This window comes from Paraburkholderia sp., assembly GCF_049581445.1.
In the GTDB taxonomy this organism is placed as follows: Bacteria; Pseudomonadota; Gammaproteobacteria; order Burkholderiales; family Burkholderiaceae; genus Paraburkholderia.
Window position 1 is genome coordinate 1 of sequence record NZ_JBAURZ010000324.1, and the last position, 13,889, is coordinate 13,889.

General features: G+C 62.5%; 10 protein-coding genes. 6 read left to right on the forward strand and 4 right to left on the reverse strand.

Features of this window, described 5'->3' with window-relative positions:
- Positions 1-203 precede the first annotated feature (203 nt).
- Positions 204-1,412, reverse strand: a complete 1,209-nt coding sequence (hpnI, locus tag WCA85_RS27130) for a bacteriohopanetetrol glucosamine biosynthesis glycosyltransferase HpnI (protein ID WP_424067953.1) — start codon at positions 1,410-1,412, stop codon at positions 204-206.
- Between the two features lie 773 nt (positions 1,413-2,185).
- On the opposite strand from hpnI, the gene WCA85_RS27135 reads away from it, so the two are divergent.
- Positions 2,186-3,181 carry an LLM class flavin-dependent oxidoreductase gene (locus WCA85_RS27135; protein ID WP_424067954.1) on the forward strand — a complete coding sequence of 332 codons (996 nt, stop codon included), beginning with the start codon at positions 2,186-2,188 and terminating at the stop codon, positions 3,179-3,181.
- A gap of 159 nt (positions 3,182-3,340) precedes the next feature.
- Here the strand turns inward: WCA85_RS27135 and WCA85_RS27140 are convergent, their stop codons facing one another.
- Positions 3,341-4,441, reverse strand: coding sequence for an alpha/beta fold hydrolase (locus WCA85_RS27140; RefSeq protein ID WP_424067955.1), 1,101 nt, complete (start codon positions 4,439-4,441; stop codon positions 3,341-3,343).
- 520 nt (positions 4,442-4,961) lie between these two features.
- On the opposite strand from WCA85_RS27140, the gene glgC reads away from it, so the two are divergent.
- From glgC to pdxY, 3 genes are all read left to right on the forward strand, one after another.
- Positions 4,962-6,239, forward strand: a complete 1,278-nt coding sequence (gene glgC, locus WCA85_RS27145; protein WP_424067956.1) for a glucose-1-phosphate adenylyltransferase — start codon at positions 4,962-4,964, stop codon at positions 6,237-6,239.
- A gap of 61 nt (positions 6,240-6,300) precedes the next feature.
- Positions 6,301-7,761 carry a glycogen synthase GlgA gene (glgA, locus tag WCA85_RS27150; protein ID WP_424067957.1) on the forward strand — a complete coding sequence of 487 codons (1,461 nt, stop codon included), beginning with the start codon at positions 6,301-6,303 and terminating at the stop codon, positions 7,759-7,761.
- 249 nt (positions 7,762-8,010) lie between these two features.
- Complete coding sequence (pdxY, locus tag WCA85_RS27155) at positions 8,011-8,874, forward strand: pyridoxal kinase PdxY (protein WP_424067958.1); 864 nt, start codon at positions 8,011-8,013, stop codon at positions 8,872-8,874.
- A 62-nt stretch (positions 8,875-8,936) separates the two neighbouring features.
- Here the strand turns inward: pdxY and WCA85_RS27160 are convergent, their stop codons facing one another.
- On the reverse strand, positions 8,937-9,155 hold the full coding sequence (locus WCA85_RS27160; RefSeq protein ID WP_424067959.1) for a hypothetical protein: 219 nt from the start codon (positions 9,153-9,155) through the stop codon (positions 8,937-8,939).
- 325 nt (positions 9,156-9,480) lie between these two features.
- Between WCA85_RS27160 and WCA85_RS27165 the strand changes: the two genes are divergently transcribed.
- Both WCA85_RS27165 and WCA85_RS27170 read left to right on the forward strand, forming a co-directional pair.
- Positions 9,481-9,942, forward strand: a complete 462-nt coding sequence (locus WCA85_RS27165; protein WP_424067960.1) for a hypothetical protein — start codon at positions 9,481-9,483, stop codon at positions 9,940-9,942.
- Positions 9,943-10,597: 655 nt separating this feature from the next.
- Entirely contained in the window at positions 10,598-11,752 is a 1,155-nt protein-coding gene (locus WCA85_RS27170) for a branched-chain amino acid ABC transporter substrate-binding protein (RefSeq protein ID WP_424067961.1), read from the forward strand.
- Between the two features lie 86 nt (positions 11,753-11,838).
- On the opposite strand, the gene WCA85_RS27175 is transcribed toward WCA85_RS27170, so the two are convergent.
- Positions 11,839-13,848 (reverse strand): DUF3857 domain-containing transglutaminase family protein, encoded by a 2,010-nt coding sequence (locus WCA85_RS27175; RefSeq protein WP_424067962.1) that lies wholly within the window; start codon positions 13,846-13,848, stop codon positions 11,839-11,841.
- Positions 13,849-13,889 lie beyond the last annotated feature (41 nt).

Consider the following 13,889-nt stretch of genomic DNA (forward strand, 5'->3'; position numbering starts at 1 on the left):
GCCGCAGGCTGCGCGAGCCAGGTCGGATACCAGAACGAGCGGATTTCGCGTTTCGCCTGATAGCGCGAACCCGCGCCGCCGTCGAAACCGTCATACGAAGGGGCCTGCAAAAACAGCGTTTTCATAATTACTCCCGCATCCTGCGTTATTGCTGTAACAGGTTGGATGATGATGTACTGCGCGTCATGTGCATAAACGGTTGCTTACCCGCGATCTGACATTTCCATGATCGACGTGCGCGGCTGCGTCACCCGATTGACCACGGACATACGCGCACCGCGCCAGACAACGTGCGAGCCGAACACGGCGGCAAGCCACTGCAGCGCCAGCAACGTATCGCGAAACGGTACAAGCGGCAGGTCGTGCCAGAAACTGCGTGAATAGCGTGCGCTGCGGGCATGCAACAGGATTCGTGCGATGGTACCGGTCAGCGTGCTGATCCATAGTATGAGCGCCATCCACGGATGCAAAGCGGCGCCGTCCGCATTGTTCGTGCTGAGCAGCAGCGCGGCGCCGATCATGAGCCAAGGCGCGGTAAACGTAATGATGAGCGACGCGAAGCCAGGCGGATTCACCGAGCGGATGGTACGCAGCCAGCGCAATTCGCGCAGCCACAAGGTGGTGAAGGTCGGCTCAATCACATCTGTCGCGACCATTACCGGCGACAGCACCGTGTGCAAGCCAAGCGTGCGTGCATGTTCGGCGAGCCAGTAGTCGTCCGCCAGACAGTCCTTGAGCGCCTCGAAGCCGCCAATGCCATCGAGGGTGGCGCGCCTCAGCGCCAGCGTCGCGCCAAAGCCAAAGCGGCGCGAGCCGCCCGCATGGGCCACGCGCACCGAAGGCGCAAACCACTCGTTGATAAACATGGCCCCGACACGCGGCCAGAACCCACCTACGCTCTGCGCGCGATACAGACAGGTGACGACGCCCGTATCCGGATCGGCGAGCGGTGCGGTGACGGTGTCGAGATAGTCCGGTTCGACGGCGATATCGCTATCGGCCAGTACGATGATGTCGTGACGCGCCCGCTCCGCCATGTTGATCAGATTGCTGACCTTCAGATTGCTGCCATGCACGCGCGAATCGACGACCAGTTCAATATCGCAATGGGGATACGCAGCCTGCAGGCGCCTCACCACCGCGATGGCCGGATCGACTGGCGACGACACGCCGAACAGCAACTGGAAGCACGGATGGGCCTGGGCGCAAAAGGTCACGAGGTTCTCGTATAGGCGCGGCTCGATACCGCACAGCGGCTTGAGCACGCTGACGGATGCCCAGCCAATGTTGCGGTTGCGCGAGCGCCTGCTGAAAAACGGCATCGCGATCGCGGCGACCGCGGCGTAAAGGGTGGTGGCGCAGCACAGCGCGACCAGCAGCCACGTCAAGAGACAATTCACATGCGACGTCATTGCCCACCACTCCTGCTCTAGGTTAAGTCCGCGTGGGCAACCGCAAGACATTTGAAAACCATATTTAAACAGAACGCTCGTTCGCAGTATCGGCGCGCCTTTATTTACGTCTCGACAGACAAAACCGGATTAAATCGCCCGGCCGGAGCATAGCGCGCGAGATATCCGTAATATCCCGTAATATAGAGATGGCAATATGACAGATAATCGAAAGCACATAGACAGATTTATGATAGCCAAGCCGGTCAATTAATCTGAAAATGCTTCTGTCTGCAGCCGTAACAGTTCCGGGCAACGAAAGGTCGGCCCCGCACGTGGCAAGCGCAACAACGCCCACCGGGTGTCGTGGAGCGACTATTGCGCGCGCATTCACGACACGAAAATTGTAGCAGTGCCGAAGCAGACTTGCTTGGTACAACCCGTTAATCGCGCACCAATTCTTTATCCCACGTATTTTTTACATTTGCGCAACGCTATTTGTCGGCGTCGCCAATAATCTTCGCGCTTTGTCGATAATCAACGAATTTGAAGTTAATGGCCTAACTAATATTTAGAAAGGGAACGCTCCATCTGAACCAGGACATGAACCACTGAAGTGGATGTGCCCGCGTTGCGTCATGAACACCCTGCTGTGGTTGTGGACTTGTGGCCCGCGTCAGCGCGAATCCAGGCCCTTTGGCACAATCCATTTTTGCCTTCTCTCCCGCCGGTCTGACGCACGCGCATTGTCGCCGCGCGCGAGCCGTGCGGCGCAGGCTTCGGACAAACTTGCCATGATCCCCTTCTCGGTCCTCGACCTTTCCCCCATCACCGCTGGTGCAACCGCGGCGCACGCTTTCACCAACACGCTCGATCTCGCCCAGCATGCGGAGAAATGGGGCTATCAACGCTTTTGGCTCGCCGAGCATCACAACATGACCGGGATTGCCAGCGCGGCGACCTCGGTGGTGATCGGCTATGTGGCGGGCGGCACCCAAACTATCCGCGTGGGCTCGGGTGGCGTGATGCTGCCGAATCATGCGCCGCTCGTGATTGCCGAACAGTTCGGCACACTCGCTTCGCTTTACCCGGGGCGTATCGATCTTGGCCTCGGCCGCGCGCCCGGCACCGACCAGACCACAGCCCGCGCGCTGCGCCGCGAGCTGCAAGGCAGCGCAGACTCGTTCCCGGACGACGTAGTCGAACTGCAGCGTTTCTTCGCCGATCCGGTGCCCGGTCAACGGGTTCGTGCGGTGCCAGGTGCGGGCTTGCATGTGCCGCTGTGGCTGCTCGGCTCGTCGCTCTTTAGCGCGCAACTGGCGGCTGCGCTCGGGCTACCGTTCGCGTTCGCGTCGCACTTCGCGCCGGATCATATGCTGACCGCGCTGCGCCTCTACCGCGCTCAGTTCCGCCCGTCTGCTGCCCTCGACAAGCCTTATGCAATGGTAGGCGTGAATCTGTTCGCCGCCGATACGGACCATCAGGCGCAGCGTCTGTTCACCTCGTTGCAGCAGCAGTTCGTCAACCTGCGGCGTGGTACGCCGGGACAATTGCAACCGCCGGTCGACCGGATCGAAGCCGCTGAGATGGAATTGAGCAGCGTCGCGCATTCGCTCGCGTGCTCGGTGATCGGCGACCCGGAAACGGTACGCGCGGGGCTTCTCTCCGTGATCGAGCAAACCGGCGCCGACGAATTGATGCTCACCGCGCAGATCTACGATCACACCGCTCGGCTGCGCTCATTTGAAATTGCGGCGCAAGTGCGCGAAGCAGTGATTAGCGGTAAGTGAGGGGCGACCTGTCGGGCAGGTGATGGAGCGATGCACACGCGCTCGCCCAACGCAGCGGATACCGCGCTAAGCGCAGATGCGCGCGCCACTCAAAGATGCCTGGCAGGGGCGCTGCTCGAAGCGTGCCTGCCACAGCGTCGTGCGCGGCCGGCACGCTCTTCACGGACTGCCGGGCAGCGCAGCGAGTCCGTCGAGCAACGCCTTGTGGAAGACCTGCGGGTCCTGCATCTGCGGCGCATGCCCGTCCTCGGGGAACTCGACCAACGTCGCATGTGGAATGGTCCGCGCCGCGAGTCGGCCCAGTTCCGGATAGTGGCCGATCTTCGCCTGCACATCGGGCGGCGCTACATCCTTGCCGATCGCGGTTGTATCCTTCTGGCCGATCAACAGAAGCGTCGGCATTTGCAGTTGGCTCATCTCGTAGACCACGGGCTGCGTATAGATCATGTCGTAAAGCAGCGCCGAATTCCAAGCGACGATCTGCTTGCCCGGTCCACGGTACATTCCGGCCAGCATCTGCACCCAAGGTTCGTAGGCCGCGCGCCAATGGCCAGCGTAATAAGTGGACTGTTCGTAACGGCGGATGCCGTCGGCACTCGTCTTCAGTTCGCGTGCGTACCACTGATCTACCGACAGCGACGGCACGCCCTTCGCCTTCCAGTCTTCCAGCCCGATCGGATTCACAAGCACCAGTTGCTCGGTTTCCTGCGGATACATCAGCGCGTAACGGATTGCCAGCATGCCGCCAGTCGAATGGCCGATCATCGTGGCGCGGCTTACGCCCAACGATTCGAGTAGCGCGTGGGTGTTACGGGCAAGTTGCTGAAAGCTGTACTGATAGTGCTCCGGCTTGCTCGATTTGCAAAAGCCGATCTGATCCGGCGCAATCACACGATAGCCGGCATCGCTCAGACGCTGGATGGTGGGTTCCCACGTCGCCGCGCAAAAGTTCTTGCCATGCAGGAGCACGGCATTGCGGCCGTTGGCGTGCACCGGCCTGATATCCATGTACGCCATATGCAACGCCACGCCCTGTGACGTGAAATCGAACTGCGCGACTGGCGCTGGGTAGTCGAAGCCCTGCAACTCCGGGCCATAGGCTGGGCCGTCGTTGGAGGACGCGGCGCTTGGACTTGCGGTTACACCTGCCGTTTCGCTTGCGCTGGAGTCGGCCATCGCGATGTTGGTCGTCGCTGAGATAGCCAGCGCAGCGGCGGCAGACAGGGTGACGGCAAAGAGGAGTCGGCGGCTGAGGTTCATAGGCGGCAGGTGCTGACGGAAATCAAGCGGTCTTGAAGGGGGCAACCCAGATCGGCGCACGCGATTCCCTTCGCCCCCCGCCCGGCGGATCGACCCGGCGCCGCAAATTCTACGTGGTCAGACGAAATCCTGCTTCGACGTCGGGACAATCGAAACTGGCGTTGCCCCCTCACAATCATGCCGCCAATGCGTGGCACATAACTTGCGCCCACTCGATCGCGTTGGTTATGCGCCGTGCCGCACGGACACTTTCGTCGCGCTCTGCGATGTTATGCAGGACACCGACAGGTTGCGCATCCACATAATCCAGACTATTCGCTGGTAGGGATTCAGTGCTAGAAATAGCGAACGGTCGGCAAAGGCAACGCGACAGCAGCGAGTATCTGGAACAGAATCAAAAAAACGACCAGAAGAATCATCCGGGGCGCACCACCAGCAACGATGTGGCACGGGACGGGAGTAGACGCTAAAGCGCGAACTCTAGTCGACCGCAAAATTTTGCATGGTAAGGAGACAAAACATGGAAACTCCGGCAGGCCTCAACGATCTGCAACGCGCCACACTCGCCATCGTCCTCGCGGGCGGCCGCGGCACCCGCCTTGGCGCGCTCACCAACAAACGCGTCAAACCGGCCGTGCACTTTGGCGGCAAGTACCGGATCATTGACTTTGCGCTGTCCAACTGCCTGAACTCAGGCATCCGCCGGATCGCGGTCGTCACGCAATACAAGGCGCATTCGTTGATCCGGCACGTGCAGCGCGGCTGGGGTTTCCTGCGTGGCGAATTCAATGAGTTCATCGACCTGTGGCCCGCGCAGCAACGCGTCGAGGGCGCGCACTGGTATCGCGGCACGGCTGATGCCGTGTTCCAGAACCTCGACATCATTCGCTCGATCCGGCCGAAATACGTGGTGGTGCTGGCGGGCGACCACATCTACAAGATGGACTACACCCGCATGATCCGCGATCACGTCGACAGCGGCGCGGACTGCACGGTGGGCTGTATCGAAGTGCCGCGCATGGAGGCGGTTGCCTTCGGTGTGATGCACGTGGACGAAAACCGTCGCGTGACGGGTTTCGTGGAAAAGCCCGCCGACCCGCCCGCGATGCCGGGCCACCCCGACGTGGCGCTCGCCAGCATGGGCATCTATGTGTTCAGCGCAGACTATCTGTACGCCCTGCTCGAGGAAAACATCAGCAGCGCCGAGACTGATCATGATTTCGGCAAGGACATCCTGCCGCGCGTGGTGACGAAGGGCAATGCGATCGCGCATCCGTTCAGCATGTCGTGCGTCTCGTCGGATCCGAACGTCGAGCCTTACTGGCGGGACGTGGGTACGATCGATGCCTATTGGGCCGCCAATCTCGATCTCGCCTCAACCATCCCGACGCTCGACCTGTACGATCCTGACTGGCCCATCTGGACACAGCAGCAGCAATTGCCCCCGGCCAAGTTCGTGCGCGACATGAATGGATTACAGGGCTCGGCGACCAATCTGGTCGTCTGCGGCGGCTGCGTGATCTCCGGGTCGCAGATTTCGCGCTCGGTGGTTTCATCGAATGTCGTGGTGAATTCATTCTGTAACATCAATGAGGCAGTCTTGTTGCCGCAAGTGACGGTCGGCACCAGTTGCCGTCTGCGGCGCGTCGTGATCGACCGTGGCTGTGCGATTCCGGACGGCACGGTGATCGGCGAAGACCCGGTACTCGATGGCGAGCGGTTCTACCGCACCGACAGCGGCATCGTCCTCGTGACGCCGGAGACGCTCAGAGGGGAAAAGACAGCGCCAGCAGCCTAGCGCTGGCGCCGAAGCTCGACCCAGTCACGACCTTGGCCAACCCTCAAGCGGAAATCTGCCCATGACGATTCGCGCCCTGCACGTCGCAAGCGAACTGTATCCCCTCCTGAAAACAGGCGGTCTTGCCGACGTGGCGGGTGCCCTGCCCCCGGCGCTGATCGAGCGTGGCGCCGACGTGCGGGTTTTACTGCCGGGTTTTCCGGCGGTACTGGCGGGACTGACCGACCTGCGCACGGTAGCGCAGCTGGGGCGCCGTTTCGAGGCGCCGCGCGCGACGCTGGAGCAAGGCACGCTGGCGGAGAACGGCCTCGTGGTGTATGTGATCCGCGCCGACTCGCTATACGACCGCCCGGGAAACCCATACCTCGACGCGCAACACGTCCCATACGGCGACAATGCGCAGCGTTTTGCGTTGCTCGGCTGGACCGCTGCGCAACTCGCGCAACGCCTCGACCCGGCGTGGGCGCCGCAGATCCTGCATGCGCATGACTGGCATGCGGGCCTCGCGCCCGCTTACCTGAGAGCCGCCGAGCGTGAGCAAGGCCGGGCATTGGCGCGTAGCGTCTTCACCATACACAACCTTGCCTACCAAGGGATATTTCCCGCACATTTGTTTGGCGAACTCGGGATGCCGGCCGATTTCTTCAATATGCACGGCGTGGAGTTTTACGGCCAGTTGTCCTTCCTGAAAGCGGGCCTCTTCTACAGCGACCGCATCACCACGGTCAGCCCCACCTATGCCCGAGAGATCCAGACGCTCGCCCAGGGCGGCGGCCTCGACGGCCTGTTGCGCTTCCGCACGCACGACCTCTCAGGGATTCTCAATGGCGTCGACTACACGGTCTGGTGCCCTGCCACCGACCCCCTGCTCGCCCAGCACTACACCCTCGCCCGCCCGTCCGGCAAGCATGCGTGCAAGGCGGCGCTGCAAAAGCGCTTCGGCCTTCCGGAAAAAAGCGACGCGCTCCTCTTCGGCGTGGTGAGCCGGCTCACCGAACAAAAGGGCCTTGACCTGCTGCTCGCCACCGTGCCGGAAATCATCAAGCATGGTGGTCAACTGGTCGTGTTTGGCACCGGCGACCCGGCGCTGGAAACCGGGCTGCAACGTGTCGCGCATTCGCATCCCGAATCGGTGGCGGTCGAACTAGGCTTTGACGAAGCGCTGGCGCACGCGATCATCGCGGGCAGCGATGTGGTCGCCGTGCCCTCGCGCTTCGAGCCATGCGGTCTCACGCAGCTCTACGCGCTCGCCTATGGCTCGCTGCCGCTGGTGCACCGGGTGGGCGGCCTCGCGGACACGGTGGTCGACGCGTCGCTCGAAAATCTCGCCGACGATCTCGCGACCGGCTTCGCCTTCGAGCGCTTCGAACCCGAGGCACTCTCAGCCGCTATCCGCCGCGCGTTCGCACTGTATGCGCGCCATAGCGAATGGAAAGCCACCCAGCGCCGCGCCATGAAACAGGACTTCGGCTGGGGAGCGTCGGCCGACCGCTATCTGGCCTTGTACCGCGACCTCACCTAGCCCGCGTCGCCGTTCCGCGTGGCAATCTATTCCCCGAAATGATGGTTTGGCGCAACAACACGGGGCCGGATCGCGTCCGTTGCGCCAAATCTCATGTATTGTTTATTGCACATGCACATCGTGCACGGTGCAGCGTGGTCTGAAACGCCAGCGCAATAGCGCCGGGCCGGCCGCAGAGCAAACGCCGCAGCACCCAGCCCAATCATTTCCCACAGAGCGCGCCTCGCGGATCGCGCCGGTGTAGATATCATGAAAAACGTACTGAGCATCCAGTCACATGTCGTGTTTGGGCACGCCGGCAACAGCGCCGCGGTGTTCCCAATGCGTCGTCTCGGCGTCAATGTCTGGCCGCTCAATACGGTGCAGTTCTCCAATCACACGCAATACGGCCATTGGACCGGCAGCGCCATCGACGGGGAACAGGTGCAGGATCTCGTGGATGGGATCGGCGCAATCGGCGTGCTGCCGCGTTGCGACGCGGTATTGTCCGGCTATCTGGGCACACCCGAGCAGGCGCAGGCCGTGATTGAGGTGGTCAAATCGGTTAAGGCCGCCAATCCGCGCGCCTGGTATTTCTGCGATCCGGTGATGGGCACGAGTACCGGTTGCAAGGTGGAACCGGGCATCCAGGAGTTCCTCGTCCGTACCATGCCGGAGGTGGCCGACGCCATCGCACCGAATCACAGCGAGTTGCAGCGTCTGGTGGGCCGGGAGATCGATACGCTCGAAGAGGCGGTCGAAGCCTGCAATGAGATCATCGCGCGCGGCCCTAAGGTCGTGCTGGTCAAGCATCTGCTCGACCGCAACAGCCCGGCCGATCGCTTCAACATGCTGGTGGTGACGCCCACCGAGGCCTGGATGGGGCAGCGTCCGCTCTATCCGTTCGCGCGTCAGCCGGTGGGGGTGGGTGATCTGACAAGCGCGGTATTCGTCGCCCGCACGCTACTCGGCGACCCGATCCGCGCGGCCTTCGAACATACGCTCGCTGCGGTCAACGCCGTGGTGAAGGCGACCTGGCAGGCCGGCCGCTATGAGCTGGAACTGGTGGCCGCGCAAAACGAAATCGCCCAGCCGCGCGAATGGTTCGACGCTTGGGCCGCAGGAACCGTGTAGGGCCGTTGATGTGGTAAGGCGTGATTTGACCCGGGCCGCCGCGGGTGGCGCGACATGGCGTGTTACAGCGCGGTAGCCTTGGCAACCCCGGTGGACGAGCGCATTGCGGATTGCAGCGGCGCGGACTGAGCCGACGACGGATCGGCGTGCGGACGCCCAACGATATCCGCCAGCACTTCAGCTCGCGTCAAACCGGCAGCCTGTGCGATCGACGGTGCCACCGTCACCAGGCCCACGACGGCCAGCGCCGCAGCGCAAGCCGAAAACCAAACGCCCTTCATCGAAACTCTCCAGATTAGTCTGATCAATATGCGAATCAGATCGAAGGGCGCAATTTTAACGGCACGGGCGCATTCGTGCAGCGCCGCCCGACGGAAGACACTATTTCGGCCAGCGTTAGTCAGCAATCGCGAAGTTGCATTAGCGCAAGAAACGACCGCGGCAAAGGCAGCGCCAAACCCGCCGCCGCCCGCACGCAGCACGGTCCTGACGCACCGCTGTCAGCCGCTCGTCCTATAATGCGTGCCGCGCGGTGCACGCCCGCCCCGAAGGAAGCTCCTTGGGGGACGACTCTTCAAGCACCCGCTCAAAGCAAACGAGGCAAAGATGGACGGTCATATCCGCAGCGAGCGGGAAGAAATTTTTGAGGAATTGTGCATCAGCGTTGATGCCGACGAGACGCACGAACAGGAAGCGATCGAGTACTTCGAGAACCAGTTCAACGAGGCCGATTTCGACCCGGCACAATGGCTCGATATCGCGCTCTACTATTCGCCCGCCGTGGCGCGCGGCATCATCGACCTGGTTACGCCCGACGACAAGTCGCGCAGCAACATCGCCGAGGTGATTGCAGACAATCTGGACATCTCATACGGCGCGGACGAATGCTCGCAATTTGCCGAGACGATCCAGTTCGCGCTTGCCAACGGCGTGCCGGTCGACCTCGATCTCGTCCTCGACGGCTGCCAACGCGCTATCGACGATCTCGAGACCTGGGCCGACGAAGAAACCCAGGAACCGCTGCAGCGGCTGCGCGAAGAACTGCTGCGCCTGCAAGGCGAGCAGTAAGTTACCGGGGCGGCGGCGGTTTGCGCGAGGCTTCGTGCGTTTCGCTTCGTGCTTCGCACTGCCCGCATGCCACTCTCTTGGGGTCGACAGACATCGCGCCGGCGGTCCCACTCCACTTCGCATTTGCCGCCCGCCAACGCCCGGCAGGCGCCACGCCGACATCCCACGCAGCAATTCCCCCTTGCCGCCCTCCCGCGTCGGCAGGCGCCGTCCTGCCGTCCCCACATGTGCCGGCATCCGCACGCGCTGCCCCGCTGAGACACACGCTTAGCCAGCCTCCTCCGGTGCCTGTGCTGAAATCCTCATCCAAAGCGCCGCGAACTGCCAAGACGACCACATATTGGCTTTCTATATTCGCGCCAGATTGATCGGCAAAAGCACGCTTGGCCTCCGCCCGTGCTGCGCGTGACATCTGGAATTCGTCTGCAGGGTAAATGTCCCCATGTTTTCCAGCATTGTTTCTCGCGTACCATCGTCCGTACCCTAAAGCAGGTCGGACCCTTTAAAGGAGGCCAAGCGTTCTCGTCAAGCCAGCCGTTCAATCCAGCATCACCGTCGTACCTGGCCATCAGCAACCCCCGGGGAAACTGGCCAGTAACACGCAGTCGGCCGCACAGCTTTTCATAACCTGAACCTGTCGATGCAAGGAGAGACCATGAGTCTTCGCAACACGCTGAAACCCCTCACGATGATGCTGGGCGCCATCCTCACAGTCGCGCCGTTGTCCAGCTACGCGGACGACCTGCCGGTGAAGATTGGCTTCGCGGCGCCGCTCACGGGGGTCAACGCCGGCTACGGCAAGGACCTGGAAGACGGCGTGCTGCTCGCCATCGAGGAAGCCAACGCGCAGAAGATCAAGATCGGCAATCAGGTCGCCAACTTCCAGCTCGTGTCGGAAGACGATCAGGCTGACCCGCGCATCGGTGTGCAGGCTGCGCAAAAGCTCGTCGACGCGAACGTCTCTGTCGTGGTGGGCCACTTCAACTCGGGCACGACGATCCCCGCTTCGCAGATCTATGAACAGGCCGGCATTCCGGTGATCGACCCGGCCGCCACCAACCCGATCATTACCGGGCGCGGTTTTGCCAATACCTTCATGGTGATCTCGACGGACGCACAGAACGCCGGCAACGCGGGCGCGTATGCCGTCGACGTGACCAAGGCCAAGCGCATCGCGATCTTCGACGACCGCACCGCGTTCGGTCAGGGCGAAGCAGTCGAGTTCGAGAAAGCGGTGAAGGCGCACGGCGGCAATATCGTCGCGCACGAATACACTGACAACCAGGCGGTCGATTTCAGTACGCAGCTCACCGCCATCAAGGCGACCAACGCGGACCTGATCTTCTTCGCCGGCCTCGATACGCAAGCGGCAGGCGTGGTCAAGCGGATGAAGCAGCTCGGCCTCACCGCGCAACTGGTGGGCGGCGGCGGCGTGATGGATCCGGAGTTCATCAAGCTGGCGGCCGATGCAGCCGAAGGCGCGATGGCGTGGGAATACGGGCGCCCGCTCGCACAACTGCCTGGTGGCAAGGACTTCTCCGCCAAGTTCAAGAAGCGTTTCGGCGTGGATATCCTGTCGTATGCGCCATTCGGTTATGACGCAGCGTGGGCCGCGATCAAGGCCATGGAACAGGCCAAGTCGACGTCGCCGGCGGTGTATCGTCCGGTGCTCAAAGCGATCAGCTTTGACGGCGTGACCGGTCCGATTGCGTTCGACGCCAACGGCTCGCTGAAGAACGCGGGTTCCACGTTGTATCAGGTGAAGAACGGCACGTGGGTGCCGATCGTAACCAAAGGCGGCGGCAACTAAGCTCCGCCTGAGCGCGCAGCAGTTCGCCGGCTGCGCGAGACGGTGATGCAGCGCCTCGTTTTAGGGGCGCTGCATCACCGTATGCACTATCCGCTGGATGTACCCGGCGCGGGCCGCGTTGCACTGATCGGCGCAAGCGGTATCGCGCTCTGCGAAGGCCGCGCATTCGACTCGCTGTTCGGCGCCAGCGTGCGGCTATACCGGTTCACTTTTGCGCCGTTGATCCGGCTCGGCTGCGCGAAGCGATAGACGCGCGGCGTCGCCTTCACCACGACTTGCGACAGCGCATCGCGCTCGATCCGGTCGAGCGAGTCGCGCATTTCATCGAACGCCTCCGCTGAACAGACCTGATGCCCGAACTGCGCGTGAAGACGTCGCGTGATCTGCAGTACACGCGAAGCGGGATCGAACACGTAGTGCGATGCGTAATCGAAGTAGCCATCCTGCACCGTCGTATCCGAGGGCAGATCCGTCACGCGTACCGTGTCGGGCAAGGTGATCTGCGAGGTTTCGTCAAAGTCTCCGCCTACGCATACCCAGGGCTGCGTGCGTTGCGGCTCGGCGAGCCACGTCTGCACCTGGCTCGCAATGCCGCCCGCGAAGCTCGTCAGAGCAGGCAATGCTGTCGTGCCATCGGTCCACGTGAAGTGCGCAAGCGCGCCCTGAATGGTCGTCGTAAATGGACCCTCGGTGGTCGAGACGTCACTCGTGCTAAGGCGCGTCGTGCCGTGCAGGCCGGTTTGCAACAGACGGCTCGCGGCCACCTGTTGCGCGCGCTGATGGGTCGCGCGCCGGAACAGGTTGCGTTCCGGCTCGGCGGTGGCCCCGGCATCTTCGACGCGATATGCGTAAGGGGCCGCCCCGCTCTCGCTCACATCGATCTGCAGCCGAACCGAACGCGAGCGCGGTTGCACAGCCGGCGTACGCGCCATCACGCCGTCGTCGACCAGCAGTACCGGACGATCCATCACGACGGCCGGCAAATAGCCAAAGGCAATGCCGCCAGCCGTCGTGTCCGCATAGAGCCCCAACTGCGGAATCCAGACAATCGCATGATTGATCGCGCTCACCCCGTAGCCGGGTACATCCGGCAACACATAGTAAGGCCCGAGGTTGAGCAGCACCGCCTCGCTTTGAATGCCCGCCGCCGCGAGCAGCGCCGTGTATAAGGCGACGTGATCCTTGCAGTCACCGTAGCGGTTGCGCAGGATGTCGGTCGCCTTGTGCGGCACGGCGGCGGTCTCGCCGAGAAAGAGTGCCACGTAGCGGATATTCAGCCGCACCCAGTCGTACAAGATCCGCGCCTTGTCGCGCGGGTCGCTGCTGCCGGCCGTAAGCCCCTGCGCCAACTCGACGATGGCCGGGTCGCTCATGGTGGCATCGGCGGCCGGCCCTTTGTAGCGCGCGGCGAAGCTCGCATAGTCGGGCACGGTGGACACCATCAGCCGGTCGCCCCACGTTTCATACCCTACCGCGCCGGCCTCGATGCGTGCGTAAGGGCCATGACGGTAGTCGAATTCATAGCGGGTGCGGCCGTTTTCTGTCACCGGCGGCAGCGCCACGTAACCGCGCGCGTCGGCATACAGGGGGACGTCGGCGGGCAAATCGAAGATCAGCCGCTGCATCTCGACCGGATCGCGTGATGGCTCGACCAGATACGCGAACGTGCCGGCCTGTAGCGGCTTGCTACGCGTTTTGCGAAACGCCAGGTGTACGCGCGAGCCTTGCTCCACGCCCGGAAAAATTACTGTGCGCAACACGCCGTCCTCGAAAGTCGGCGCGCCTGCCGAGCGAGGTTCCTGCACATCGCGGATGCCATCCGGGCCAACGGGATGCACGGTGCCGTTAGGGTCGATGGTCTCAGCGGCGAGCAACTGCACCTGCTCGATATCCTTGTTGAACCAGACATAGCGTTGCGCGATATCGTCGACCCCGCTTTCGGTATTGGCGCGCAGAACGGTATCATCGCGCTCCTCGACGGAGCCATCCTTCTGGATAACGAAGTAATGGACATCGCGTTCGATGGTGGACGAGGCGACATCATCGTTCGTCGCCGCGTTATCGGCACGCGCGCCCGGCGCCACGCACGAGCACACGAGCCAGACGACGCCGAGCCACCCGCGCCACGCGAATGCTC

Excerpts from the sequence above, each read along its gene's own strand:
- hpnI (WP_424067953.1), bottom strand. The coding sequence starts at position 1,412 with ATGACGTCGCATGTGAATTGTCTCTTGACGTGGCTGCTGGTCGCGCTG.
- WCA85_RS27135 (WP_424067954.1), top strand. The coding sequence starts at position 2,186 with ATGATCCCCTTCTCGGTCCTCGACCTTTCCCCCATCACCGCTGGTGCA.
- WCA85_RS27140 (WP_424067955.1), bottom strand. The coding sequence starts at position 4,441 with ATGAACCTCAGCCGCCGACTCCTCTTTGCCGTCACCCTGTCTGCCGCC.
- glgC (WP_424067956.1), top strand. The coding sequence starts at position 4,962 with ATGGAAACTCCGGCAGGCCTCAACGATCTGCAACGCGCCACACTCGCC.
- glgA (WP_424067957.1), top strand. The coding sequence starts at position 6,301 with ATGACGATTCGCGCCCTGCACGTCGCAAGCGAACTGTATCCCCTCCTG.
- pdxY (WP_424067958.1), top strand. The coding sequence starts at position 8,011 with ATGAAAAACGTACTGAGCATCCAGTCACATGTCGTGTTTGGGCACGCC.
- WCA85_RS27160 (WP_424067959.1), bottom strand. The coding sequence starts at position 9,155 with ATGAAGGGCGTTTGGTTTTCGGCTTGCGCTGCGGCGCTGGCCGTCGTG.
- WCA85_RS27165 (WP_424067960.1), top strand. The coding sequence starts at position 9,481 with ATGGACGGTCATATCCGCAGCGAGCGGGAAGAAATTTTTGAGGAATTG.
- WCA85_RS27170 (WP_424067961.1), top strand. The coding sequence starts at position 10,598 with ATGAGTCTTCGCAACACGCTGAAACCCCTCACGATGATGCTGGGCGCC.